Source organism: Pseudomonas sp. NPDC089554, assembly GCF_050280645.1.
Lineage (GTDB): Bacteria > Pseudomonadota > Gammaproteobacteria > Pseudomonadales > Pseudomonadaceae > Aquipseudomonas.
The window spans coordinates 1-24856 of the sequence record NZ_JBNNVR010000051.1 but is presented as its reverse complement, the minus strand read 5'-3'; the positions used below and the strand labels follow the sequence as shown (position 1 = coordinate 24856).

The 24856-nt window shown below is 65.2% G+C and carries 21 protein-coding genes and 1 pseudogene; 13 read left to right on the top strand and 9 right to left on the bottom strand.

All coding sequences use genetic code 11. The annotated features are described in order from the left end of the window. Nucleotides 1-76: 76 nt before the first annotated feature. Nucleotides 77-1126 carry a sensor domain-containing diguanylate cyclase gene (locus ACQKPE_RS15975; protein ID WP_427667297.1) on the bottom strand — a complete coding sequence of 350 codons (1050 nt, stop codon included), beginning with the start codon at nt 1124-1126 and terminating at the stop codon, nt 77-79. Between the two features lie 283 nt (nt 1127-1409). Here ACQKPE_RS15975 and ACQKPE_RS15970 point away from each other — a divergent pair, with 283 nt between their 5' ends. Both ACQKPE_RS15970 and ACQKPE_RS15965 read left to right on the top strand, forming a co-directional pair. Next, nucleotides 1410-2534 (top strand): DUF4062 domain-containing protein, encoded by a 1125-nt coding sequence (locus ACQKPE_RS15970; protein ID WP_427667295.1) that lies wholly within the window; start codon nt 1410-1412, stop codon nt 2532-2534. A 5-nt stretch (nt 2535-2539) separates the two neighbouring features. After that, nucleotides 2540-4306: an alkaline phosphatase family protein gene (locus ACQKPE_RS15965; RefSeq protein ID WP_427667294.1), complete on the top strand. Its 1767-nt coding sequence runs from the start codon at nt 2540-2542 to the stop codon at nt 4304-4306. An 80-nt stretch (nt 4307-4386) separates the two neighbouring features. Here ACQKPE_RS15965 and ACQKPE_RS15960 read toward each other — a convergent pair whose 3' ends face one another. Continuing rightward, a complete protein-coding gene (locus tag ACQKPE_RS15960; RefSeq protein WP_427667292.1) occupies nt 4387-5301 on the bottom strand; it encodes a LysR family transcriptional regulator in 915 nt (304 codons plus the stop codon). Between the two features lie 208 nt (nt 5302-5509). Between ACQKPE_RS15960 and ACQKPE_RS15955 the strand changes: the two genes are divergently transcribed. Beyond that, nucleotides 5510-6532, top strand: a complete 1023-nt coding sequence (locus ACQKPE_RS15955; protein ID WP_427667290.1) for a zinc-dependent alcohol dehydrogenase family protein — start codon at nt 5510-5512, stop codon at nt 6530-6532. A 106-nt stretch (nt 6533-6638) separates the two neighbouring features. On the opposite strand, the gene ACQKPE_RS15950 is transcribed toward ACQKPE_RS15955, so the two are convergent. Further along, entirely contained in the window at nt 6639-6809 is a 171-nt protein-coding gene (locus ACQKPE_RS15950; RefSeq protein ID WP_427667288.1) for a hypothetical protein, read from the bottom strand. 198 nt (nt 6810-7007) lie between these two features. Here ACQKPE_RS15950 and ACQKPE_RS15945 point away from each other — a divergent pair, with 198 nt between their 5' ends. The 5 genes from ACQKPE_RS15945 (at nt 7008) to pgm (ending at nt 15460) form a co-directional block, all read left to right on the top strand. Continuing rightward, nucleotides 7008-8366: a hypothetical protein gene (locus ACQKPE_RS15945; protein ID WP_427667286.1), complete on the top strand. Its 1359-nt coding sequence runs from the start codon at nt 7008-7010 to the stop codon at nt 8364-8366. After that, on the top strand, nt 8366-9736 hold the full coding sequence (locus tag ACQKPE_RS15940) for a PLP-dependent aminotransferase family protein (RefSeq protein ID WP_427667285.1): 1371 nt from the start codon (nt 8366-8368) through the stop codon (nt 9734-9736). Before ACQKPE_RS15945 ends, ACQKPE_RS15940 begins: the two co-directional genes overlap by 1 nt. A 92-nt stretch (nt 9737-9828) precedes the next feature. Then, nucleotides 9829-11478 (top strand): VRR-NUC domain-containing protein, encoded by a 1650-nt coding sequence (locus tag ACQKPE_RS15935; RefSeq protein WP_427667283.1) that lies wholly within the window; start codon nt 9829-9831, stop codon nt 11476-11478. Next, nucleotides 11475-13808 carry a helicase C-terminal domain-containing protein gene (locus ACQKPE_RS15930; protein ID WP_427667281.1) on the top strand — a complete coding sequence of 778 codons (2334 nt, stop codon included), beginning with the start codon at nt 11475-11477 and terminating at the stop codon, nt 13806-13808. The genes ACQKPE_RS15935 and ACQKPE_RS15930 overlap by 4 nt, the downstream gene beginning before the upstream one ends. Nucleotides 13809-13822: 14 nt before the next feature. Continuing rightward, nucleotides 13823-15460, top strand: coding sequence for a phosphoglucomutase (alpha-D-glucose-1,6-bisphosphate-dependent) (gene pgm / locus ACQKPE_RS15925; RefSeq protein WP_427667279.1), 1638 nt, complete (start codon nt 13823-13825; stop codon nt 15458-15460). Nucleotides 15461-15545: 85 nt separating this feature from the next. Here the strand turns inward: pgm and ACQKPE_RS15920 are convergent, their stop codons facing one another. From ACQKPE_RS15920 to ACQKPE_RS15910, 3 genes are read right to left on the bottom strand one after another with little or no spacing between them, the layout of a single operon-like run. Beyond that, entirely contained in the window at nt 15546-16130 is a 585-nt protein-coding gene (locus ACQKPE_RS15920; protein ID WP_427667278.1) for a TetR/AcrR family transcriptional regulator, read from the bottom strand. 12 nt (nt 16131-16142) lie between these two features. Continuing rightward, nucleotides 16143-16991 (bottom strand): 3-hydroxybutyryl-CoA dehydrogenase, encoded by an 849-nt coding sequence (locus ACQKPE_RS15915; RefSeq protein WP_427667276.1) that lies wholly within the window; start codon nt 16989-16991, stop codon nt 16143-16145. A 13-nt stretch (nt 16992-17004) separates the two neighbouring features. After that, on the bottom strand, nt 17005-18189 hold the full coding sequence (locus tag ACQKPE_RS15910; RefSeq protein WP_427667274.1) for an acetyl-CoA C-acyltransferase family protein: 1185 nt from the start codon (nt 18187-18189) through the stop codon (nt 17005-17007). A 166-nt stretch (nt 18190-18355) separates the two neighbouring features. On the opposite strand from ACQKPE_RS15910, the gene ACQKPE_RS15905 reads away from it, so the two are divergent. Then, nucleotides 18356-19366 (top strand): AraC family transcriptional regulator, encoded by a 1011-nt coding sequence (locus tag ACQKPE_RS15905; protein WP_427667273.1) that lies wholly within the window; start codon nt 18356-18358, stop codon nt 19364-19366. Here the strand turns inward: ACQKPE_RS15905 and ACQKPE_RS15900 are convergent. After that, nucleotides 19363-19800: a carboxymuconolactone decarboxylase family protein gene (locus tag ACQKPE_RS15900; protein WP_427667271.1), complete on the bottom strand. Its 438-nt coding sequence runs from the start codon at nt 19798-19800 to the stop codon at nt 19363-19365. The genes ACQKPE_RS15905 and ACQKPE_RS15900 overlap by 4 nt on opposite strands. 199 nt (nt 19801-19999) lie before the next feature. On the opposite strand from ACQKPE_RS15900, the gene ACQKPE_RS15895 reads away from it, so the two are divergent. Next, nucleotides 20000-20458, top strand: a complete 459-nt coding sequence (locus ACQKPE_RS15895; RefSeq protein WP_427667269.1) for a nucleoside deaminase — start codon at nt 20000-20002, stop codon at nt 20456-20458. Beyond that, nucleotides 20455-21651 (top strand): cyanate transporter, encoded by a 1197-nt coding sequence (locus ACQKPE_RS15890; protein ID WP_427667267.1) that lies wholly within the window; start codon nt 20455-20457, stop codon nt 21649-21651. Before ACQKPE_RS15895 ends, ACQKPE_RS15890 begins: the two co-directional genes overlap by 4 nt. Here the strand turns inward: ACQKPE_RS15890 and ACQKPE_RS15885 are convergent. Then, nucleotides 21644-23077, bottom strand: coding sequence for a PLP-dependent aminotransferase family protein (locus ACQKPE_RS15885; protein WP_427667266.1), 1434 nt, complete (start codon nt 23075-23077; stop codon nt 21644-21646). The genes ACQKPE_RS15890 and ACQKPE_RS15885 overlap by 8 nt on opposite strands. 130 nt (nt 23078-23207) lie before the next feature. On the opposite strand from ACQKPE_RS15885, the gene ACQKPE_RS15880 reads away from it, so the two are divergent. Further along, nucleotides 23208-23789: a flavin reductase family protein gene (locus ACQKPE_RS15880; protein WP_427667265.1), complete on the top strand. Its 582-nt coding sequence runs from the start codon at nt 23208-23210 to the stop codon at nt 23787-23789. Nucleotides 23790-23869: 80 nt separating this feature from the next. Beyond that, the gene (locus ACQKPE_RS15875) at nt 23870-24616 is read left to right on the top strand and encodes an SDR family oxidoreductase (protein ID WP_427667264.1); all 747 of its coding nucleotides are present in this window, start codon (nt 23870-23872) and stop codon (nt 24614-24616) included. Between the two features lie 3 nt (nt 24617-24619). On the opposite strand, the pseudogene ACQKPE_RS15870 reads toward ACQKPE_RS15875, so the two are convergent. Further along, nucleotides 24620-24856: pseudogene (locus ACQKPE_RS15870) on the bottom strand (PLP-dependent aminotransferase family protein); the annotation flags it as partial.

Sequence of the window (24856 nt, the reverse complement as noted above, 5' to 3'; positions counted from 1 at the left end):
AGTGCAAATAGGAATTGGTCGCAAGTGTAATCGGTGGGGAAGGGATTGAGAATGGTGGCAGGTGGAAGCGGTTCCGCTAGGCCTTGGCCAGGCCTGTCGGTGGCGCGTACACGACCCGATTGCGCCCGGTCTGCTTGGCCTGGTACAGCGCCGCGTCGGCGCGCCCCAGGGCATGGTCGACCTGCTCGTCGGCGGCCAGCAAGGTGCAGCCGATGCTCAGGCTGACCTGTAGCGGTCCAGCGGCCAGTTGCATCGGTTCGTTGCCGATCAATTGCCGCACGCGTTCGGCGATGCGCTGCAGCTCTCTGCCGTCCTTCACTCGCAGCAGGGCGACGAATTCCTCACCGCCCTGGCGCACCAGCAGGTCATCTGGGCGCAGCGCTGCCCGCAAGCGGCGTGCGCTTTCGCACAACACCTGGTCGCCACCGGCGTGCCCATGCTTGTCGTTGATGGACTTGAAGTGGTCGAGGTCGGCATACAGCGCGCCCAGCTTCAGGCCGTTCTCTTGCGCCATGCGCCGCTCGCGCTGTTCGAAGGCTACCAGGGCGCCACGGTTCCACAGTTGCGTCAGTGGGTCGAGCAGCGCCTTGCGTTGCTCGCGGTCCATCTCCATGCGCAGGTCGCGGTTGCTCTGGATCAGGCTGCGCAGTTGCAGGTAGCCCTCGGCCAGGGTGGCCAGGTCCTTGAAGTTCGCCTGCTGCGCTGCGCTCAGGGTGCGCGGGCGGGGGTCGAGCATGCACAAGGTGCCGATGGCCTTGCCATTGCCGGCCCGTAGCGGGTGGCCGGCGTAGAAGCGGATGTAGGGCGCGTTGAGCACCAGGGGGTTGTCGGCGAACCGCGGGTCTTGCTGGGCGTCGGGCACCAGCAGGGTGTCGTCGCCGAGGATCGCGTGGCCGCAGAAGGAAATGTCCCGCGGCGTTTCGCTGGCGTCCAGGCCTACCCGGGCTTTGAACCACTGGCGGTTCTGGTCGATCAGGCTGATCAGCACCGTGTCCACGTGGGCCAGGTCCTGGGTGAGGCGCACCAGGGTGTCGAGGTAGTGCTCGGCTGGGGTGTCGAGCAGGTGCATCTCGTCGAGGGTGTGCTGGCGCAGGGTTTCGTCAACGGGAAGGGGGCAAGCCAACATGCAATCTCCTCCTTGTCATTGGCTGGCGGGGTGCCGAAAGGCTGGACTACCTACAGCATAGGCGTTCGCGATGACCGATGCTGACGAGTGTGGTGCCGCGGCGGACAGCGGTATCAACTCATGCATTCATGAATGACCGCACCCACATGGCCTGCGCCGCAATCTGTTTTGCTTGAAAGTGAGCGCACATCACAAAACTTTACTAGATTGCTTTCGATTCGCTCGTTCCGGATCTCGGATGACTCGAGGCATTTCAGATTATTCCAGTGGCGCAGGAGCAAGGATGGCGCAGTCGAAGAAAATCAAAGTCATGTTGTCCAGTCGATGTAACGATCGCTTTCCTGCTGACAGCGGCCAGACACTCAGCAGTATCCGGGAGCAACTCAAGCGCGAGATAGAAGGCACGAAGCTGTTTGGCAAGCAGGTGTTCGAGGTCTGGATCAACGAAGACGCACCTCCTGCCGATGCCACGCAGGACAGCTGGGATGCCTGTTTGCAGGTGGTCAGGGATTGCGATGTGCTGCTGGTGCTGTCCAATGGCAACGCCGGGTGGGCTAGCCGTGACGGCGACATCGGTATCTGCCATGCGGAGTACATGGAGGGGCTTGCCACCGCTCGGGGGAAGGTGCGCTTCATCGCCATGCCAACTATCCCCGCAGGTGCGGGCCAGGCAGTTGAGGCTGCACGTAATCAGCGCTTCCAGGACTTCATTCAGCAACAGACACCCTTCAGGGGTGGGATGGTCCTCACCGTCGAGCAGTTGCGAACACGGGTTCAGGAAGCGCTGCTGGATGCGTTGGTTGTTCTGACCCAGCGTGGCGTAACCACCGCAGCTTCGAGTCGGTTCGATATGGGCCAAGCCCTCGATTGGACACGAATGGACTTTCGTCAGCGCAAACGAGCGATGGAAACGGTGTTATTGCAGGCGCTCAACGGTGGCAACAAACCGGTTGGCCAAGCGTTCGCCGTTGTTCAAATTGCCGGGGCGGACATCGCGGCTTTTGTCCATGCCATCCCGGCTGCATTCACGGTTTCCGCGGCGCGTGAGCTGGTGGGTAAACCTTTTCTGCGCGACCACGAATACGTCGATCTATTGAAGGGCGCGCACGGGCCGTTGCATTTGATTGCCTGTCACAGAGGGGCTACAGAGACGCAGGCCACTGCGTTGCTTGGCTTTCCTGACGCCACGGTGGTCAGTGGGTCCTTCGGTGTGTTCGTCGCGGATGATGTACAGAAAGTGCAGTTTGCCTTCCTGGCCAACTGCCGCGATGAGTCGCACACGCGCCATGCGTTGCAGCGATTCAGGGAATGGTTGGATCAAACCGGCGAAGCGCAGAGGCTGGCCAACAGAGCCGCTTCGCGCACCAAGATCGTCAACGTGATTGCTGCTGAACTTGAGGGGAGATAACAGGGATGTCCAAAACACGCTTTACCGTTGGGCCAGTGTTGTCGTTTCGAGGTATCAGCAAAGGGCAATGGCAGGTAACCGCGTTGGTCGGGGTGAAAAGTGGTTCTGCATTCCCCGCGTTTTCCATCGAAGGGCGGGAGTGCCCGGCGCCGAAGGTTTTGCTGCAGCGCCCGAAGGAAACCATCCTTCGGTATGACCTGAGTTGTAAACAGCAGGAGCAGGAGCGCACGGTTCAGTTCGGTGTAGGAGAGGGCGGGCCACACTGGCAGTTCTCCGTTCCCGGTCAAGAGTATGCGCCGAGGATGGCCTACGTTTCCTGCAATGGTTTTTCAGATCCCAGTGGAATGCGCAAGTTGGTCCGCCCTGAAAACGCGGTCTGGGCCGACTTGATCAGTAACCATGACAGCGATCTGCGGGCGCCGGACTACCAGCTGGACAAGGAGCAGCTTTGGCATGAAGGAAGAATCCACGACAAGGGCTTGAAGCGGTTCCAGTTACTGCTGATGGGCGGCGACCAGATCTACTTCGACTCGATCTGGGAGGACATAAAGCCACTCAAGAAGTGGGTCGGGCTGTCGCGCAAGGAACAATTGGCGTTCAAGGTGAGCGCGGCGTTGGAGAAGGAGATCGAGGCTTACTATTTCGACCTCTATGCCGATCGTTGGCTGCCCGATACACGGCGTGACTGGGGGCATGGAAAGGCGAATCTCGATGCCGCTGATGGGATGGCGAGGATTCCTACGGTGATGATGTGGGATGACCACGACATCTTCGACGGCTGGGGCTCATACAGCCCGCCCATGCAGCACTGTGAGCTGTTCCAGGTGTTGATGCGCCATGCGCGCAAGGCGTTCTGGGTGTTCCAGTTGCAGCATGCGCTGGAGGATTTGCCGCAGCAGCAGTTGCTTCAGCGTGCGAACGTTTCCCAACAGGATCCACAGTACGAGCCGGTGCAATGGAGCGCACGCTTGAAAGGGGATCGACTGGCCTTGCCGCTGCTGGATGGCCAGGCGGGTTTCAGTTTCGGCTATCACATGGGACCGGTATCGCTGTTCGTCGCGGATTTGCGCACTGAGCGTTCACGTACCCAGGTGATGGGGGCCAACACCTGGACGGCCATGCAGGCTTGGCTCGGCACGCTGCGTGACGGCAAGCCTGCTCACCCTGGAAGCAAATGCCAGCACTTGATCTTCATGTCCTCGGTGCCCGTCGCGCACCCCAAATTGTCACTGGCTGAAGGGTTGCTCGATACGTTTGGCCAGGACCATGTGCTCGACAGCAATGCCGATGACCTCAAGGATCACTGGTCGCACGGGGATCATGAGGGTGAGCGCAAGCGCCTTCTGGAGTCGCTGACGCGTATTGCCGAGCAGCGAATGCTGCGGGTCTCCATTGCTTCCGGAGACGTGCATGTGGCGGCGTGGGGCAGTTGCTACCGGCGGGATATTCCGCCGACGTCGAATTGGGCGCAGATTCAGCAATTCACCTCGTCAGGTGTGGTGCATCCGTCTTTGGTCGGCGTGGCCGAGCGGCTTTTTCTGCAGTTGCTGAACCATACCGCGAGCAAGGTCCAATCCATCGATGTGCAGCACTGTGTCGAGATGATGCTGTTCCCCGGGTTCAATCGGTACGTGATGCCGGCTCGGAACTGGCTGGCATTGGAGTTGGACATGGGCGGCGAGGCAGGGTGCAAGCTTTGGGCAACGTGGCGCTGCGAAACCGAGGCAGGGTTTTCCAATCACTTGCAGGCTGTGCAACCGGCGCAGAAATAGAACGCCTCGGTTGCACGGCAGTTGTTGTGTCGTGGCGAGATCCAGGTGAACGCGCTTGAAAGCCGTTCACCGGTGTTCTTTCACAGGCTGTCCGGATCCCCGAAGAACATCTGTATCCGCGAGCGCAACCAGCGCTCCGCCGGGTCGTTGTCCTGCGCGCCGCGCCAGGCCATGTGCAGCTCGAAGCTCTGCACCGGAATCGGCAGCTCCTCGGCGCGCAAACCACCGCCTGCGGTCAGCGCATCGGCGGTGTAGTCCGGGACGGTGGCGACGATGTCGGTACCGGCCAGCAGGCTGCCCAGGCCGTTGAACTGCGGCACGGCCAATACCACCTGGCGCTTGCGGCCGACTTCGGCCAGCGACTCATCGATGAACCCGGAAAGGTCGCCCGCATAGGAAACCAGCGCATGGGGGCGGGCGCAGAAGTCGTCCAGGGTGATGCTGCCGGGCACGCTGTCGGCGCGCAGCAGCTTGGGCATGCTGCGGCGCAGCACCTTGCGCTTGGCGTTGGCTGGCAATTCGGTGGAGTAGCTCACGCCCACCGAGATCTCGCCCGAGGCCAGCAGGGTCGGCATCAACAGGTAGTTGACCCGACGCACCACCAGCACGATACCCGGCGCTTCGGCGCGAATACGCTTGAGCAGTTGCGGCAGCAAGGCGAACTCGGCGTCGTCGGAGAGACCGATGCGGAACACCGAGGTGCTGGTGGCAGGGTCGAATTCGGCGGCGCGGCTCACGGCGGTGGAGATCGAGTCCAGCGCCGGCGACAGCAACGAGAATATCTCGTGCGCACGCGCCGAAGGCTCCATGCTGCGCCCGGTGCGTACGAACAAGGGGTCGTCGAACAGGCTGCGCAGGCGCGACAGCGCTGCACTGATTGCCGGCTGGCCGAGGAACAGCTTTTCGGCAGCGCGGGTCACGCTACGCTCGTGCATGAGCGTTTCAAACACGATCAGCAGGTTCAGATCTACGCGGCGCAGGTCGTTCCGGTTCATCGATGCATTTCGCCATAAGAGTTGGGCAGGGGTGAATCTTAAGGCCAAAGGCTGGTACGCTGCACGGGTTTACAGAGGCCAATGCATGGAATTGCTGGGAGCCCAATCAATGACAGGCATGTCGACTATTAATGGCCACTGATGGTCTAACGAGCAAAGCCCGGATAGAGTCCGGGGTAATACGAGGTTCACAAAGTCGAGGTATGCGATGTCCCGCATGATCCGTTTCCACAAGTTCGGCACTGCCGACGTGCTCCGTTGTGAGGAGCAAGCTGAGCCGTCACCCGCGGCAGGCGAGGTGCAGGTGCGTGTCGAGGCCATCGGCATCAGCTGGTATGACGTACTCTGGCGGCAGAACCTGGCGTCCTCCAAGGTCAGCTTGCCAGCCGGTATCGGCCATGAAATGGCGGGTGTCGTGAGCGCGGTCGGCGCAGGTGTCGATGACATCGCGGTGGGCGACCGGGTTGCCAGTTTCCCGGCGGCCAGTGCCAACGACCACCCGGTCTATGGCGACGTCATCGTGTTGCCGCGCTCTGCAATTACCCGTTACCCCGATACCCTGACAGCGATCGAGGCCAGCGTGCACTACACGCCGATGCTGATCGCCTATTTCGCTTACGTCGACCTGGCACGTGCCAAGGCCGGGCAGACCGCGCTGGTCACCGATGCCAGCCACTGTGCCGGGCCTGCCTTCGTGCAACTGGGCAAAGCCCTGGGCCTGAAGGTGTTCGCCGCCACCAAGGAGCCTGAGCAGCGTGAATACCTGCTGAGCCTGGGCGCCGACAAGGTGATCGTCACCGAAGAGCAGGACCTGCTGATGCAGGTGGGCAAGTATACCGATGGCCGTGGCGTCGACATGGTCCTCGATGGCATGGGCGGGCCACAGATGTCGCTGCTCGGTGATGTACTGGCACCGCGTGGCAGCCTGGTGCTGTATGGCCTGCAAGGCGGCAACCAGACCCCATTCCCGGCCTGTGCGGCGTTCCAGAAGAACATCCAGTTCTACGTGCATTGCATCGGCAACTTCACCGGCAAGCCGGAGCTGGGCATCTCCCAGGACCAGGTCGCCGTGCAGCGCGCCCTGCGCGATATCAACCAGTTCACCGCTGACAAGCTGCTGACCCCGCAGATCATCAAGGTGTACCCGTTCGAGCAGGTGGTCGAGGCACACCGGCATATGGATGAGTGCCCCTGCGGTGGCCGCGTGGTGCTGGAGATGGGCCACGAGTAAGTTTCGAAATGTAAATAAAAACCGGGCCTTGCCCGGTTTTTTTTTCGGACTATTCCTACGCAATTAAGTTAAGTGGATGACATCCATATATAGGGTTTCTTTGTTTTCAAGTTGTTTTGCGTTGACTATGCTCTAGCCCGAGGAAAGTGCCTGGAATCGTGTCGATTATGCGCTTTGCCTGAATGGTTTTTTTACCTTGATCTGTATCTTTTATTGATTTCGTAACGCCTGATAATGGCCCGGTGACAGTTTGCGCAAAGGAGCGTGGCATGAGCATGGGGCAGTCCAGGGAGGCACGTGCGTTGGGCGTGCAAGGGCGAAAGCGGCGTTCGTTTTTCTCTATGGCTTGGCGACAGTAGATGTCACTTCAAAGTTTCCCAAATAGTTGTGGGAAATATCTTCAAGTTTAATTCGCTTCCGGATATTGGGTTCCTGCCTGAAATGTCGCGGGGTGTCGAAGGAATGGAGTGATGCAATGAGCAATATTCATGACCAAGCCATGCACTATATCTACCAGCAAGTTCTACAACGTGTACTGGACCACATGTCCCAGGCACAGCGGGCCTCGGTGCAGTTGCTGATTCAGCGCCTGCTGGTGGCCGCCGGCGGCCTGGAATACATCGGGGAGTTTCGCCTGCTGGTGCTGCATGCCAACGACCCACGCAGCGCCCGCCTGCTGGCGACGTTGCGGGCCGCCCAACTGAGCATTGCCTTGCGCGGCCCGGAAACCTTCCACCTTCGGGTCGTGGTGGCTTGCCAGCCAGCACTGCGCAATGAGCTGCTCGATGATCACGAGCGCGCATTCAGTGCCTTGTTCCTGCAGGAGGACCCGCGGGTCGAGCTGCTGATGCTCAAGGCAGGGCAGGTACAACCTTTTTCCGCCCGCCTGCACGCCACCGATGGCAGCCTGCCCGGCGAGCGCCAGGGCATGCTGTTGTTCGGGCACCTCAGTGGTGGCCGCCCCGAGGCGTTGCTGGGCAGTCGCTTGCATTTGGAACTGGCCGATGCCTGCCAGCAACTGCTGGCCTGGAAGGGCGGCGCCAGTGCCCTGATTACCGCGATACCCGAACGCCAGCGCCGGCGCTACCTGGCCTGGGCCCGGTCGGGCATGCGCCTTGCCGGTGAGCGTGGGTTGCCGGGCGCCCACCCGTGTGCAGGTGCCCTGTGCGAGGCCTTGGGGCGCTTGCACCGAGTGGCTGCATCGCCCCTGGATAGCCCCACAACGCCGGGCGAGACCCCGAGTCAGCCTAGCGCCTTGCGCTTGATCGCCATCGATGAGCTGTTGCCACCCCAGGGGGACAACGACCGCGTGGTGCAGATGCTCGGCCTGCGTCACCTGGCTATCGCCTCCGGAACGCCCCTGGGGGCGTTCTTCGACCCGCTGGCACTGGCGCATTTGCGCGGATTGCATGCCCAACTCTTGCAGGGGGCGGGCGAAAGCCCCTGTTCCCAGTCGATGCACGAACAGGCCAGGGCGCTGCTCCAGCAAACCTACGGCATTGGCGATACGCAATTGGCCTGCCTGCTGTTCACCCCGTTCAACCACCGCGGTCGCGGGTTGGGGCTGTTCCTCAAGCGCTGCCACCCCAGCATGCGCGTGGCTTTGCCCTACCTGCACCAGGCCTTGCAAGGCAAGCCCTGCCCAGACACCGTGCAGCAATGGTTGCTCGACACCAGCGGCTTGAGCATGGCGCAGTTGCGCGCCTTGTATGCTGGCAATGTCGCCCCGTCGGCAATGCGCCTGCTGGACAGCTTGGCGCTGCGAGACGCGCACCTGCGCCTGCTGCCGCGCCTTGAGGTGTTCCGTGAAGCGAAGACCTGGGCTGTCACCTGATGGGGCGTTCGGCGCGTGGCGAATTCGCCTACCAGACAGTCTACCGCTACCTCGAAACCCTGATCGCCCAAGCCGAGCAGGGCGGTGATGCGCGCTTGCCGTCGTTGCGTGACCTGGCGCGGCGGCTACGGGTTTCGCTGGCGACCGTACAAAGTGCCTACAGCCTGCTGGAGGATGAGGGGCGGGTCAGTTCGATCCCCAGGTCGGGCTACTTCGTGCGCTTACGCAGCCCGGCACCCACGGCCTGGGCTGCGGTCTCGAAGGTGGGCGGCCAGAGCCAGCCCTTCAGTTTGGCACCGCTACCGTCCACTCGCCTGGAGCGGGCACTGCTGGCGCAGGAGCGGCGCCTGGTCCGCCAGGCCAGTACCCAACCAGGGCAACCCCGCACCGCCGGCCCGGTGCTGCTACGCAGTGTGCTGGCTGCACGCTACACCCCGTCTTCGAGCGGCTACTGGAGCGCCGAGGACGTCCACTTGGCCACTGACGTGCACGCGCTGTTGCAGACCCTGCTGGCTGGGTTGCACTTGCAGGACCGCACGGTGGTGGTGGCTACCCCGTGTTGCTGGCGAGTGTTGCAGGCCTTGCACCAGGCGGGCATGCGGGTGCTCGAAGTGTCGCAGGACGAGCGCGGCGGTCTCGACCTGGCAAAGCTGGAGCGCCTGTTCCGACGCGAACCGGTGCACCTGCTGCTGTTGCCCTCGTGCCTGGGCATGCCGGGTGGGCGCCTGCTGACGGCACGCGACCAGCAGGCTGTCGCCACCTTGCTGGCTCAGTACCCCACCTGGCTGTTGGAGAACGACCTGGACAGCGAACATTGCTTCGCGCCGCCACCGAGCCTGCGCCTGCGGGACCGGGTCGACCCACGACGGGTGCTGGTGCTCGGTTCGCTGGAGGCGGTGGTGGGGGGGGAGGCACCCTATGCCTATGTGCTGGGCCGCCACGGGCGTCTGCGCGAAGTGTTCGCCCAGCGCGGCTTCGTGTTGCCGCCGTTGCGCCAGCAAGCGGTGGCGCACCTGTACAGCCGTGGCGACATCGACACTCACCTGCAGTATCTGCGCGGCGCGTTGGCGGCGCGCATGGCACAGCTGTGCAAGGAAGTCGAAGCGCAACTGGGGGCACAGCTGGCCTTCACCCGTCCGGAGGGTGGCAGGGCCTTGTGGTGCAGGCTGCGCTACCCGATGGACATGCCCCGGGGCCTGGACGCGTTGGTCGGTACGGCGCTGTGCATGGCGCCAGGCGAGCAGTTCAGCTTGCAAGGGCGCTACCAGCAATGCCTGTTGCTGGCCTGGCATGGCGAGCATTTGCCCGAGCTGCGCGAGGCCTTGCGGCGCTTGGCCCAGGCATTCGAGCCAGCATCGAAGGTTCGCTGACGAGCAGGGATGACCGCTGATCTGTCGGGGTTGCCAGCGGTGGTTTTCTGTATGTATAACCAGTGCTTTCCCAGCCCCACCGAATTTGCGCCGTGATCGCCCATTCCGTCGACGACCCCCATTACTACCTGCACAACTTCCGCCAGGTGCTGGCCTGGGTCGAGCAGCGTTACACCGACCTGCTCGAGCCCCAGGAGCTTGCGTTCATCCACGATTTCGCCGCATTGGCGCAGCCTGCGCAGGCCTTGCTGGTGCGCATGGTCATGCGCAAGGGCGAGTGGTTTCGCAGCGACAAGCTCGATTACGCCGAAATTGGCGACCTCGACGCGGCCCTGACGCCGTTGCTGGCCCTGGGCTGGGTATGTGACCGCCCGGTGCTGGGCCTGGAGCAGCTGTTCGCGATGCTGCGCAAGGACGAGCTGGTGCAGTGTTTCGCCGCGTACCTCACCCGACCACGGGCGCCCAAGGCCGACCTGTTGGCCCAGTTGCAGGCGCATGCCCTGGCGCCACGGCCTTTGGCCGACTGGTTCGCCGACGCGGCGCTGGGCATCCTGCATTGGCGCCTGCAACCCTTGTGCGACCGCTTGCGCCTGCTGTTCTTCGGCAACCTGTACCAGGACTGGTCGGAGTTCGTGCTCGCCGACCTGGGGGTGTTTCGCTACGAGCAGGTGGCGTTCAGCGGTGACTCGCGCGCCCTGCGCAAGCGTCGCGACGTCGACCTGGCGTTGGCCCTGCACGCGTGTGCCGAGCGCCTGGAGCAGGGTGAGGCGCCGGGCGCGCTACTGCAAGCGTTGCACGGGCTGCACAGTGACAACCCCTGGCTGGCGCGGCGCCATGCTCGCTTGCTGTTCGCCTTGGGCCAGCGCTGCGAGCGCCTGGGCGACTGGGACCTGGCGTTGACGGTGTACAACGGCTGTGACCACCCGCAGGCGCGCATTCGCCAGGTGCGGGTGCTCGAGCGCAGCGAGCAATGGCCGCAGGCACAGGCGCTGGCCTTGCACATGGCCCAGGCCCCGGCCAACCCCCTGGAGGCGCAAGCCCTGGCGCGCATGCTGCCGCGCCTGGCGCGCAAGCTCGGCGGCCCGCCCCAGCCTCGCCGCCGGGGTGCGGAGTTGCAGGTGATCGAGCTGCAATTACCGCAAGCGCTGGCGGCGCTGGGGGTGGAGGAGGCGGTACGTCGGCACTTGGCCGAGCAGGGCGGCGAGGTGCACTACGTCGAGAACACCCTGTTCAACAGCTTGTTCGGGCTGCTGTGCTGGGAGGCGATCTTCGCGCCGCTGCCGGGGGCGTTCTTCCATCCTTTCCAGGCCGGGCCGCAAGACCTGTACGACGATGATTTCCAGCAGCGCCGCGAGTTGTTGTTCGAGGCCTGCCTGGGCAGGCTCGACGATGGCAGCCATGCGCACGCCATGCGCCAGTGCTTCGCCGCCAAGCAAGGGCTGCAATCACCCTTCGTGTTCTGGCAGATGCTCGATGCCCGCTTGCTCGACCAGGCCTTGGCCTGCTTGCCGGCGGCGCATCTGAAGCAGTGTTTTCTGCGCCTGCTGCAGGACATTCGCAACAACCGCGCCGGCATGCCGGACCTGATCCAGTTCTGGCCCGAGCAGGGGAGCTACCGCATGGTCGAAGTCAAGGGGCCGGGCGACCGCCTGCAGGACAACCAGCTGCGCTGGCTGGATTTCTGCCATGAACATGGCTTGCCCGTTGCCGTATGCCACGTGCGCTGGTGCGAGGCCGCATGATTGCCAGTGTGGCGGTGCGTGCCCTGTGCGAGTTCAGCGCCAAGGTCGGCGACCTGGACCTGCGCTTCACGCCATCGCCCACGGCCCTGGAGGGCATCCAGGGCCACCAGCGGATCGTGGCTCGGCGCGACACGGGCTACGAGGCGGAAATTGCCCTCGAGGGGCAGTTCCAGGGGCTGCGGGTGCGTGGTCGCGCGGATGGCTACGATCCGGCGCGCAACCGCCTGGAGGAAATCAAGACCTACCGTGGCGACCTCGCACGCCAGCCGGACAACCATCGCCAACTGCATTGGGCCCAGGCCAAGGTGTACGCCTGGCTGCTGTGCCAGGCGCGAGGCCTGGACAGCATCGATGTGGCCCTGGTGTACCTGGACGTCGACAGCGACCGCCAGACCTTGCTCCATGAGCGGCACAGCGCCGATGCCCTGCGCCAGTTCTTCGAGGCCCAGTGCATGTGCTTTCTCGCCTGGGCCCAGGCCCAGGCGCAGCGCCTCGGTGAGCGCGACAGCGGTTTGCAGGCCCTGGGCTTTCCGTACCCGCAGTTTCGTCAAGGCCAGCGGCAGTTGGCCGAAACCCTCTACAAGGCGGTGAGCACAGGCCGCTGCCTGATGGCCCAGGCCAGCACCGGCATCGGCAAGACCCTTGGCACGCTGTTTCCGTTGCTCAAGGCCATGGTGCCGCAGCAGCTGGACAAGCTGTTCTTCCTCACCGCCAAGACACCCGGCCGCGCCCTGGCCCTGGACGCTGTGCGCCAGGTCACCGACGCAGGCGCGCTGCCAGCATTACGCACCTTGGAGCTGATCGCCCGTGACAAGGCCTGCGAGTACCCGGGGGTCGCCTGCCACGGCGAGGCCTGCCCGTTGGCCAAGGGCTTCTACGACCGCCTGCCCGTCGCCCGCGAAGCGGCCGCCCAGGTGCCGATGCTCGACCGCGCAGCGCTGCGTGAAGTCGCGTTGACGCACCAGGTTTGCCCCTATTACCTGGGCCAGGAAATGGCCCGTTGGGTGGATCTGGTGGTGGCCGACTACAACTACTACTTCGATGCCCACGCCCTGCTGTTCGGCCTCGGCCAGGCCAACCAATGGCGGGTTGCGGTGCTGGTGGACGAAGCGCACAACCTGGTGGAGCGGGGGCGCGCCATGTACAGCGCTAGCCTCGACCAGGGGCAGTTGCTGGCCCTGCGTCAGGCCAAACCGGAGGGGTTGGGCAGCGCGCTGGAGCGCCTGAATCGTCACTGGAACGCGTTGTACAAGGAGCAACGCGCGCCCTACCAGGCGCTCGAGCAGCTGCCCGAGGCGTTCCTGGGCGCCTTGCAGCAGTGCCTGGGGCTGATCCAGGAACGCATGGAGCAGTCCCCCACGGGGCTGGACCCGGCGCTATTGCAGTTCTATTTCCAGGCCTTGCAGTTCAGCCGGGTGGCCGAAGGGTTCGATGAGCACTACCTGTTCGATGTGAGCCTGCGCGAGGGCCCGCGCCGCCGCAGGCTGGCCACGTTGGCGCTGCGCAACGTGGTGCCGGCGCGCCTACTGGCGCCGCGCATGAGCGCTGCACGTAGCGTCACGCTGTTCTCCGCCACCCTCGGGCCCCGGCAGTTCTATGCCGACCTGCTGGGCATGCCCGCCGATACCGCCTGGCTGGACGTCTCTGCGCCGTTTCGGGCCGAGCAGTTGCAAGTGCGCATCGCCAGCCAGGTCAGCACCCGCTACCAGCAGCGCCAGGCCTCGCTGGCGCCGATCGTCGAGCTGATCGCCGAGCAGTACCAGCGCCAGCCCGGCAACTACCTGGCGTTCTTCAGCAGCTTCGAGTACCTGGCCCAGGTAGCCAGGCTGCTCGCCGAACGTCACCCCGGTATCGTCCAGTGGGCGCAAGCGCCGGGCATGGACGAAGCGGCGCGCGAAGCCTTTCTTGCGCGTTTCGTGGCCGATGGGCAGGGCATTGGTTTTGCTGTGCTGGGCGGGGCGTTCGGCGAAGGTGTTGACCTGCCGGGCAGCCGCTTGATCGGCGCCTTCGTCGCCACCCTCGGGCTGCCCCAGGTGAACCCGGTCAACGAGCAGTTCAAGCAGCGCCTGGGGCGCCAGTTCGGTGCGGGGTTCGACTACGCCTACCTGTACCCCGGTGTGCGCAAGGTGATCCAGGCAGCAGGGCGGGTCATTCGCGGCGACCAGGACCGGGGCGTGTTGCTGCTGATCGACGAGCGCTTCGCCGACGCCCGGGTACAGCAGATGTTTCCCAGTTGGTGGGGCGCACCCGTGATGCACAGGTCGGTGCCCCCATCGCAAGGCGTCGAAACTCCCAGTACACTGGGCGTTCCAACACCAACATCCCGTTGAACTCGAGGTTCTGCATGACGTTCAGTCCTTTGGCAGGCAAGCCGGCTCCGGCCAGCGTGCTGGTCGATATCCCCCGCCTGTTGACCGCCTACTACACCGGCCGTCCCGACGCCCAGGTGGCGTCCCAGCGCGTGGCCTTCGGCACTTCCGGGCACCGCGGCACCTCGTTCGAGCTGAGTTTCAACGAGTACCACGTGCTGGCGATCACCCAGGCCATCTGCCTGTATCGCCAGGAAAAAGGCATCGATGGCCCGCTGTTCATTGGTGCCGACACCCACGCGCTGTCGGCACCGGCTGCGGCCAGCGCACTGGAAGTGCTGGCGGCCAATGGCGTGCAGGTGATGCTGTCCAAGGATGACGAGTACACCCCGACGCCTGCGGTGTCCCACGCCATTCTTTGCTACAACCGTGGGCGCCAGCAGGGCCTGGCCGACGGCATCGTCATTACCCCGTCGCACAACCCGCCGCAAAGCGGTGGCTTCAAGTACAACCCGCCCAATGGCGGCCCGGCCGACAGCGACGTGACCAAGTGGGTCGAGGCCAAGGCCAACGAGCTGCTGGCCGCGAACCTGGCCGGGGTCAAGCGCATGGACCACGGCCAGGCGCTGCAAGCACCGACCACCCAGCGCCACGACTACGTGAGCCACTACGTGGCGGATCTTGAAAACGTCATCGACTTCGAGGTGATCCGCAAGGCCAAGCTGCGCCTGGGCGTCGACCCGCTGGGCGGGGCAGGGGTGCGCTACTGGTCGGCGATCGCCGAGCGCTACCAGCTGAACCTGGAAGTGGTGAACACCGAGGTCGACCCGACCTTCCGCTTCATGACCGTCGACTGGGACGGGCAGATCCGCATGGACCCGTCCTCGCCCCACGCCATGCAGGGCCTGATCGGCCTGCGCGAGCGTTTCGACGTGGCCTTTGCTTGCGACCCGGACCACGACCGCCACGGCATCGTCACCGCTGACGGCTTGCTGGCGCCGAACAACTACCTGGCCGTGGCCATCGACTACCTGTTCCGCCATCGCCCGCAGTGGCGCAGCGACGCAGCGGTAGGCAAGACCGTGGTCAGCAGCGGCTTGATCGACCGCGTCACCACGCGCCTGGGCCGCGAGCTGTACGAGGTGCCGGTGGGCTTCAAGTTCTTTGCCCAGGGCCTGTTCGAGGGCTCGTTGGGCTTCGGCGGCGAGGAGAGCGCTGGCGCTTCGTTCCTGCGTCTGGATGGCAGCGTGTGGGCCACCGACAAGGATGGCCTGATCCCGGCGCTGCTGGCGGCCGAGATGACCGCGCGTACCGGTCGCAACCCCAGCCAGGCCTATGCCGACCTCACCCAGGCGCTGGGCAAGCCGTTCGCCACCCGCGTAGAGGCCAAGGCCGATGCGCGGCAGAAGGCGCTGCTGGGCAAGCTGTCGCCAGAGCAGGTCAAGTCCACCGAGCTGGCTGGCGAGCCTATCGTGCAGGTGCTCAGCCATGCGCCGGGTAATGGGCAGGCCATCGGCGGCCTGAAGGTGATGACCGCCAATGGCTGGTTCGCCGCGCGGCCTTCGGGTACTGAAGATATCTACAAGATCTACGCCGAGAGCTTCGTCGACGAAGCGCACCTGCAGCGTCTGGTGCAAGAGGCGCAGGTGTTGGTGGATGCGGCGATCGCGTGATGATTTCGAGGCGCTGCTATCAGCGCCTCAGTTCTAAAACTGGCTGGCCCTTTCGCGGGTTTACCCGCGAAAGGGCCAGAACAGGCTAACCTAGTACCCGCTCCATCCCACCGACCACCAGCCCCTCCATCAACTCCACCCCCTGCACCTCACTCAGCCCGCGCCCTTGCAGCACGCCAGGCAACTGGTTGAGCAAGTTGGCCAGCACATGCCCGGTCGCCTCGAGCACCTGCGCGCTCGCCTGCGCGCGTGGCGCCACCAGCCTCAGCAACCCGCTTTCGTAGCGCTGTCGCAGTGTATTCAGGCGCGCCTGCTGCACTTCGCTCAGGCAGCAGAAATCCCGTTCGGCCAGGCGAAACTGCAACGGCCTTTCAGTATGCAATTGCCAATGGGCAGCGATCAGGCAAGCCAGCGCTGGCTTGCCCAGGGCCAGGGCTCGACGGCCTTGCTCCAGGGTCGCCAGCAGTTCTTCGTAGAGTTCTTCGATCAGGTCGAACAACAGGTCCTGCTTGCTCGGGAAGTGGTGGTACAGCGACCCCGCCGTCAGCCCCACATGGGCGGCCAGTTCACGCATGCTGACCTGACCGAAGCCTTTCTCGGCGAACAGCGCCATGGCCTTGTCGCGGCGTTCCTCGAAATTGGCACAGCGCAGTTCAGCAGAGACCGGCATGGCGCACGCCCCTCAGTAGTTGAAGAAGCCGCGGCCGCTCTTGCGCCCCACGTAACCGGCGGCAACCATCTCCTTGAGCAACGGGGCAGGGCGGTACTTGCTGTCGTTGAAGCCCTCGTGGAAGGCCTCCATGATCGCCAGCAAGGTATCCAGGCCAATCAGGTCGGCCAGGGCCAGCGGGCCGATCGGCTGGTTGCAGCCCAGGCGCATACCGGTGTCGATGTCTTCTGCGCTGGCCAGGCCCTCCTGGCGCACGAAGATCGCCTCGTTGATCATCGGCACCAGGATGCGGTTGACCACAAAGCCCGGGCGGTTGCCGGCGCTGATCGGCGTCTTGCCCAGCTTCTCGGTGACCAGCAGGGCCTGGGCGTAGGTGTCGTCGCTGGTTTGCAGGCCACGGATGATCTCGACCAGCGCCATCATCGGCACCGGGTTGAAGAAATGCACGCCGATGAAGCGCTCGGGGTTTTCGATGCTGGCGCCCAGCTGGGTCACCGACAACGACGAGGTGTTGGTGGCGATCAGGCAGTCCAGCGCCACGTGCGCCGCCACCTGTTGCAGGATGCGCTGCTTGAGCGCGAGGTTCTCGGTAGCCGCCTCGATCACCAGCTGGGCGTGCTCCAATTGCGTGTAGTCGGTACTGGTGCGAATGCGCGCCTTGGCCGCTTCGGCCTGGTCGGCCTCGAGGGTGCCCTTGTTGACCTGGCGCTCGAGGTTCTTGCCCAGGGTCGCCACGCCGCGCTCCAGCGCGGCCTCGGAAACATCGATGAGCAGTACTTGATAACCGGCCACCGCACACACCTGGGCAATACCGTTGCCCATGGTGCCGGCGCCGATCACGGCGATTTGCTGGATGCTCATGTCGTCACTCCTCTCAGACGCGCTCGAAGACCACGGCGATGCCTTGGCCGCCGCCGATGCACATGGTTGCCAGGGCGTAGCGGCCCTGTACGCGTTGCAGTTCATGCAGGGCCTTGGTGGCGATGATCGCGCCGGTGGCGCCCACCGGGTGGCCGAGGGAGATGCCAGAACCGTTGGGGTTGACCTTCTCCGGGTCGAAGTCCAGTGCACGAGCCACGGCGCAGGCTTGGGCGGCGAAGGCTTCGTTGGACTCGATCACGTCCAGGTCGCGCACCGACAGGCCGGCTTTCTCAAGTACCTTCTGGGTGGCGGGAATCGGCCCAAGGCCCATCAGCTCCGGCTCTACCCCTGCGTGGGCATAGGCCACCAGCCGCGCCAGGGGCTTGAGGCCCAGGCGGCGCACTGCATCACCGGTGGCCAGTACCAGGCCGGCCGCACCGTCGTTGATGCCGCTGGCGTTGCCGGCGGTGACGCTGCCGTCCTTCTTGAACACGGTCTTCATGCCGGCCAGTTGCTCGGCGCTGACGTCGCCGCGTACGTGCTCGTCCACGGCGAACTGCACGCTGCCTTTGCGGGTCTTCAGCTCGATCTGCACGATCTGGCCGTCGAAGCGTCCTTCGGCGATGGCGCGGGCGGCGCGGCGCTGGCTGGTCAGGGCGAGTTCATCCTGCATTTCGCGGGTGATGCCGTGCTTGGCCGCAACGTTCTCGGCGGTGATGCCCATGTGGAAGTGTTCGAACGGGTCCTGCAGGATGCCGACCATGTAGTCGATGCCTTGCAGGTCACCCATGCGCGCGCCCCAGCGGGCTTGCGGCAGCAGGTAGGGGCTGCGGCTCATGGATTCGGCACCGGCGGCCAGGGCCACGTCGGTGTCGCCCAACAGCAGGCTCTGGGCGGCGGACACGATGGCTTGCAGGCCCGAGCCGCACAGGCGGTTGACGTTGAACGCCGGGGTTTCCTTGGGGATACCAGCGTTCATTGCGGCCACCCGGCCCAGGTAGGCATCGCGCGGCTCGGTGGGGATCACATTGCCCATCACCACATGGCCGACCTGCTCGGCACTGATACCCGCGCGCTCGATGGCGGCGCGGCTGACCGTGGTGGCGAGGTCGGCCAGGGGCAGGTCCTTGAGCGACCCGCCGAAACTTCCGATGGCGGAACGCACGGCACTGACGACGTAGATTTCTGCACGGCTCATGTAAGGCTCCCTTGGCAAGCATGGCGGGCACGGCGTGGCTCTGCGAGAATGGCCGCCGTCCCGGATGGGTCTGGAGTCTAGGCAATGGCCTGGGGAGGGCCTATGCCGAAACTGTTCAGTCAACCTGGCATTTTTTGCCACTCAGCATAGACAGCGAAAAACCGCCATGCGCGATAGCGATTCGGTCGCCGTTTACTTTCTCAATGCCATGCTGCACGCCCTGCGCGACCAACCGGCCGAGCGCGACGCGCAGTTGCAGGCGGTGGGTATCGACCCGGCGCTGCTGGCCCAGCCACAGGCGCGGGTGCCGGCCAAGGCGTTCGCCCAGCTGTGGCTGGCGTTGATCCGGCGCCTGGACGATGAATTCTTCGGCCTGGATAGCCACGGCATGCCGCTGGGCAGCTTTGCCTTGATCTGCCGCGGGTTGATCCAGGAGCCGAACCTGGAGAAAGCGCTGCGCCAGTGCTTGGCGGGCTTCGGCCTGTTCCTGCGTGATTTGCGTGGCCGTTTCACGGTGCGTGGCGGGCGCGTGGTGCTCAGTGTGGAATCGACCTTGAGCGACCCGCTGACCCGGGTGTACGCCGAGGAAACCTATCTGGTGCTGGTGATCGGCTTGCTGTGTTGGCTGGCCGGGCGGCGCATCGCCATCGACCGTACGGAGTTCGCGCTGCAGCGTCCGGCGCAGGAGGACGACCCGCTGCTGTGGGGCCCGGACCTGCGCCTGGGCAGCGGCCGTACCGAAGTGGAGTTCGACAGCGCCTGGTTGCGCCTGCCAGTGGTGCAGGACCTGGCGGCGCTGAAGACCTTCCTGCGCAGCGCGCCGCAAGGCTTGGTCATCCGTTTTCGCAACCAGGGCGGCCTGGTGGCCGAGGTGTATCGCCACCTGCGTGCCCGGCACTACGGGCAGTGGCCGACCCTGGCGGCCCTGGCCGAGCGCCAGGGCATGAGCGCCAGTACCTTTCGCCGCCAGCTGGAGCGTGAGGGGCGCTCGTACCAGCAGCTCAAGGACGAGGTGCGTCGGGCCATGGCCTTCGAGCGGCTGCGCGAAGGCCGTTTGAGCATTGCCGAAATCGCCGAGTACACCGGGTTCCAGGAGCCCAGCGCATTTCACCGGGCGTTCAAGAAATGGACCGGCTACAGCCCCGGCAGCTACCGCGAACGGCTCAAGCCGAGTTAGGCCGGCACCATCGCAAAGCCCACGCCAAAGCGGTTCCAGGCGTTGATGGTGGCGATCGCCAGGGTCAGGTTGGCCACCTCCGCCTCGCTGAAGTGCTCCAGCAGCGCTTCGTATTCAGGCTGTGGGGCACCACGCTCGGGCAAGCGGGTCAGGCTTTCCAGCCAGGCCATGGCGGCGCGTTCACGGGGGGTGAAGTACTGGGTTTCCTGCCACACGCTCAAGGTTTGCAGGCGGGCCTCGGTCTCGCCAGCCTTGCGCGCGTCGTTGGCGTGCAGGTTCACGCAATAGGCGCAGCCGTTGATTTGCGACGCGCGCAGGCGCACCAGTTCGAGCAGTGAGTGCTCCAGGCCGCATTTGGCCAGGGCCTGCTCCAGGCCAATCATCGCTTTGTAGGCGTCGGGGGCGTGCTTGGCCCATTCGATACGGTTGTGCATGTTGGTCTCCAATGTGTTCCGGGTGGGGATGGCGCTACCTTAACGCCGCCGCTGCGCCTGCCCGATAGCCAATACCAGGCTTTGCCAGGAGGCCAATGGCGGCATTCACCGGGCCACTGGGGTGCATCCAATCTCTTCATTTCTGCCGCGCGCCGCGAGCCGGGATAATGGCGGCCTCGCTGGTAAGGAGAGTTGAACGATGTGCGAAGAACGTTTCATGCGCGAGGCCCTGGACCTCGCCCGCAACAATATCGCGGCCGGCGGCCGCCCGTTTGGTGCCGTGCTGGTATACCAGGGCCAGGTCATCGCCCGCGCCGTGAATGAAATCCACACCACCCAGGACCCCACCGCCCACGCTGAATTGCAGGCCATCCGCAAGGCCGCCCAGGCCCTGGGCCGGGCCCGCCTGGACGGCGCCGAAGTGTACGCCAGCGGGCACCCTTGCCCGATGTGCCTGGCGGCCATGCACCTGTGCGGTATCGAACGCGCCTGGTTCGCCTACGACAACGACGAAGGCGAGCCCTACGGGTTGTCCACCGCGAAGGTTTACCAGCAGATGGCGCGACCGGCACAGCAGCAAAGCCTGGCCCTGCGCCCACTCAAGCCACAGGGCGAGGCAGGCCTCTACGCGCAATGGCGCCAGGCCAACCCGGCATGAGAAATACGCTGAACCTGTTGCTGGTGATATTGCTGGCACTGAACCTGCGGCCGATCCTCACCAGCATCGGCCCGCTGCTGGAGCCCATACGCCAGGGCACCGGGCTGGGCTACCAGCAGGCGGCCTTGCTGACTGCGCTGCCGGTGCTGTGCATGGGCCTGGTGCCGTTGTTGCAGCCATGGTTGCGGCGCTGGCTGAGCGAACATGGCGGCATGCTGGCGGGGCTTGCGGCCATTGCCCTGGCCTGCCTTTGGCGGCTGCAACTGGGCAGCGCCTGGGCGCTGATCGCCAGTGCGGTACTGGCCGGGCTGGGTGTGGCCGTGGTGCAGGGCATGATGCCGGGGCTGGTCAACCGCTGGTTCCCCATGCGCCTGGCGCCGGCCATGGGGCTGTACTCGGCGGCGTTGATGACCGGCGGCGGCCTGGCGGCGGTACTTGGCCCTTCGGTCAGCGCGCTGGCAGGTAGTTGGCAGGCTGGCCTTGGGGTATGGGCGCTGCCGGCCATGCTGGCGTTGCTTGGCTGGGCGCTGCTACGGCCACACCAGTCGGTGGCGAGCGCGGCTGACGTCGGAGGTGGGCACTGGTTCGGCAATCGTCGGGCGTGGCTGCTGGCGCTGTACTTCGGCCTGATCAACGGCGGCTACACCAGCATGGTGGCCTGGTTGCCGGCCTATCACCTGGAACATGGCGGCACGGCCCAGGGGGGCGGGGAACTGGTCGGCCTGATGACGGTGTTCCAGGTCGCGGGGGCCCTGGGCCTGCCCTTGCTACTGCGGCGCTTGCGTGATCGTCGGCCTGGGCTGTGGCTGGCGCTGACGATCCAGCTGGGTGGTTTTCTCGGCCTGCTGCTGGCGCCTGCCCAGGCAATGGGGCTATGGGTGGCGATGATCGGCCTGGGCCTGGGCGCGTGCTTCAGCTTGAGCCTCACCTTGACCCTGGAACACCTGAAACACCCAGGGAAAGCTGGCAGCCTGGCGGCCTTCGTGCAGGGCGTCGGCTTCATCGTCACCGGCACGGTGCCTTATGTTACCGGCTGGCTACGTGAGGTGTCCGGTGACTTCCAGGCGTCCTGGGCGTTGCTGGCGGTCACGGTAGTGGCCATGCTGCTGGTGACGGCGCGTTTCACCCCAGGCAGCTATGCGACCGCCATCGCTCGCCGGGGGCAGGCCGAAGGCGTGGCGGCGCTCAGCTGAGGCTTTGCAGGGTATCGCGCACGCGGTCCAGCGCCGGGTCGATATCCAGCAGTTCGATGGCGCCGAAGCCCAGCAGCAAGCCCGCGCGTACCGGAGCCTCGGTGAAGAACGGTGCCAGCGAGTAGATGCCCACCTCGACATGGCGGGCCATGCTGGTGAGCAGTTCTACATCCACCTGTGGCGCAGCCAATGCGCTCAGGTGAAAGCCTGCATTGGTCGGTACCGCCGTCAGCCAAGGCGCGAGATCGCTGTCCAGGCGGCTGAGGATGCGTTCGCGGCGCGCCGCGTAGATTTCATGGCAACGGCGAATATGCCGGTTCAGGTGGCCATCGCTGATGAAGCGTGCCAATGCCCACTGCGGTAGGCTCGGGCTGTGCCAGTCACTGAGGCTGCGGGCGACATTGACCGCCCGTAGCATGCTGGGCGGCAACACGGCGTAGCCCATGCGCAGCTCTGGTAGCAAGGTCTTGGAAAACGTCCCCACGTAGGCCACCACGCCATGGCGGTCCAGGCGCTGCAAGGCGTCGGCCGCAGGGCCGTGGTAGCGATACTCGCAGTCGTAGTCGTCCTCGATCACCAGCGCGCCCAGCTCGGCCGCGCGGGCCAGCAGGGCGTGGCGACGCCGCTCGCTCATCGGCATGCCCAGCGGGAACTGGTGCGACGGGGTCACGTAGATCAGCCGCGTGCCTTCGGCGATCTGCTCCACGCACATGCCCTCGTCATCCACCGGCACCGCCTGCAGGCGCGCACCCATGGCCAGGAACAGCTGGCGGGCAGGGGGGTAGCCGGGGTCTTCCATGGCCACCTGGCTGCCGGGCTCGATCAGCACCCGGGCAATCAGGTCCAGTGCCTGTTGCGCGCCGTTGCACACCAGTACGTCGGCTGCGCTGCAGTGCACGCCGCGGGCGAAGGCGATGTGGTGGGCGATGGCTTCGCGCAGTTCCGGCAGCCCCTGCGCCGGGAAGCGCCGCTCGGGGTGACGCTGGCTGCGGCGCAGCGCGTATTGCAGGCAGGCGCGCCATTGGTCGAAGGGGAACTGGGTCTTGGCCGAGATGCCACCGGCGAAGTCATAGCGCGAGGGCGCTTCCTGGGTCGAAAGGTCGAAGACTGTCGCGCGCTGGCGCCAGCGCTCCAGCGTGGCTTCGCCGGCCAGCACGATGGGCTTGGCCTCGTTGGCTTGTAGCGGGCGGCGCGGGCTGATGAAGGTGCCGCGGCCGACCACGCCACTGAGCAGGTTGTCGTAGGTCAGGCGTGAATAGGCTTCGGCCACGGTCTTGCGGGAGACGCCCAACTGCTCGGCCAGCAGGCGGGTTGGCGGCAACTGGGTGCCAGCGGCGAGGTGGCCGCTGTCGATGGCGGCGCGCAGTTGCTGGTAGAGCTGCTCCGCCAGGCCTTTGCGGCCTTCGAGGCAAATGTGAAGTTCCATGGAGCGTTCCGGGCAGAAGGACAGCGCCTAGCTTCCCGGTTCGGCCAACCGGCTGCAAGTACGCTGGCTGTCAGAGGGCCAGGTAGGCACAATCGCTGCCATGCAACCCAGTGGTAACGAGGACTACCGAATGAACAGACACTTCCAGCCCGTCGACCTGAAAAAAGCCTATCGACTGCTCAACCACGGCCCGACCGTGCTGGTTTCCGCCAGCCATGCCGGCGTAGACAACGTGATGGCCGCCGCCTGGGCCTGTGCCCTGGACTTCGACCCACCCAAGGTCACCGTGGTGATCGACAAGGCCGTGCGCACGCGCGCGCTGGTGAAGAACAGCGGTTGGTTCGCCCTGCAGATACCGACCGCTGCCCAGGCCCTGCTGACCCACCAGGTGGGCCACCGCAGCCTGGCCGACGAGCCGGGCAAGCTACAGGCGATCGGGGTGCAACTGGCCCGCGTCGAAGGCTACCCGGTGCCCCTGGTCGAGGGCTGTTCGGCCTGGCTGATGTGCCGGGTGATCGACGAGCCGCACAACCAGCAGGCCTACGACCTGTTCATCGGCGAGGTGGTGGCGGCCTGGGCGGACGACCGGGTATTTCGCGACGGGCACTGGCAGTTCGAAACGGCCAGCCCTGAACTGCGCAGCCTGCACTATGTGGCCGGTGGGCATTTCTATGCGATCGGCGAGGCGGTGGTGGTCGAGCCACCGGCATGAGCCAGGTCGGCCTCGTTGCTCCGGCGAGGACTTATCACCTAATCTCGTAGGCCTGTTCCCACGCTAAACATGGCAGGCTCATGGACAAGGTCATCGTCATCACAGGCGCCAGTCGTGGTATTGGCGCTGCCACCGCGCTGCTCGCCGCCCGCCAGGGCTACCGTATCTGCATCAACTACCACACCGACGACCAGGCCGCCGAGCAGGTGCTGGCCCAGGTGCGTGCCCTGGGCGCGCAGGCGATCGCCGTGCGCGCCGATGCCAGTGTCGAGGACGAGGTGGTGCAGCTGTTCCAGCGAGTCGACCATGAGCTGGGGCCGGTCACTGCGCTGGTCAACAACGCCGGCACCATCGCCACCCAGAGCCGGGTCGAGGACATGTCCGAGTTCCGCCTGCTCAAGGTGATGAAAACCAACGTGGTCGGCCCGATGCTCTGCGCCAAGCACGCGCTGCTGCGCATGGCGCGCCGGCATGACGGGCAGGGTGGGGCCATCGTCAACGTGTCGTCGGTGGCCGCGCGGTTGGGTTCGCCCAACGAATATGTCGACTACGCGGCGTCCAAGGGGGCCCTGGATACCTTCACCCTGGGCTTGGCCAAGGAAGTGGCGGGCGAGGGCGTGCGGGTCAATGCCGTGCGCCCTGGTTACATCCACACCGGTTTCCATGCCCTGAGCGGCGACCCCGAGCGCGTCGCCAAGCTCGAGACCAGCCTGCCGATGGGGCGCGGCGGGCGTGCCGAGGAAGTGGCCGAGGCGATTCTCTGGCTGCTGTCGGAGCAGGCGTCCTATTCCACCGGCAGCTTCATCGACCTGGGCGGCGGGCGCTGAGCCTCAGAACGACCGGATGATCCGCCCCAGCGTCTCCATGGCCTGCTGCGGCCCCTCGCCCCACGGGCTGCCATAGTTCAGGCGGATGCAGTTGCCAAAGCGCTGGGTCGGCGAAAAGATCGGCCCCGGCGCAATGCTGATGCCCTGGGCCAGGGCCATGTGGAACAACTTCAACGCGTCCATCTGCTCGGGCAGCTCCAGCCACAGGAAGTACCCACCACTGGGCTGGCTGACGCGGGT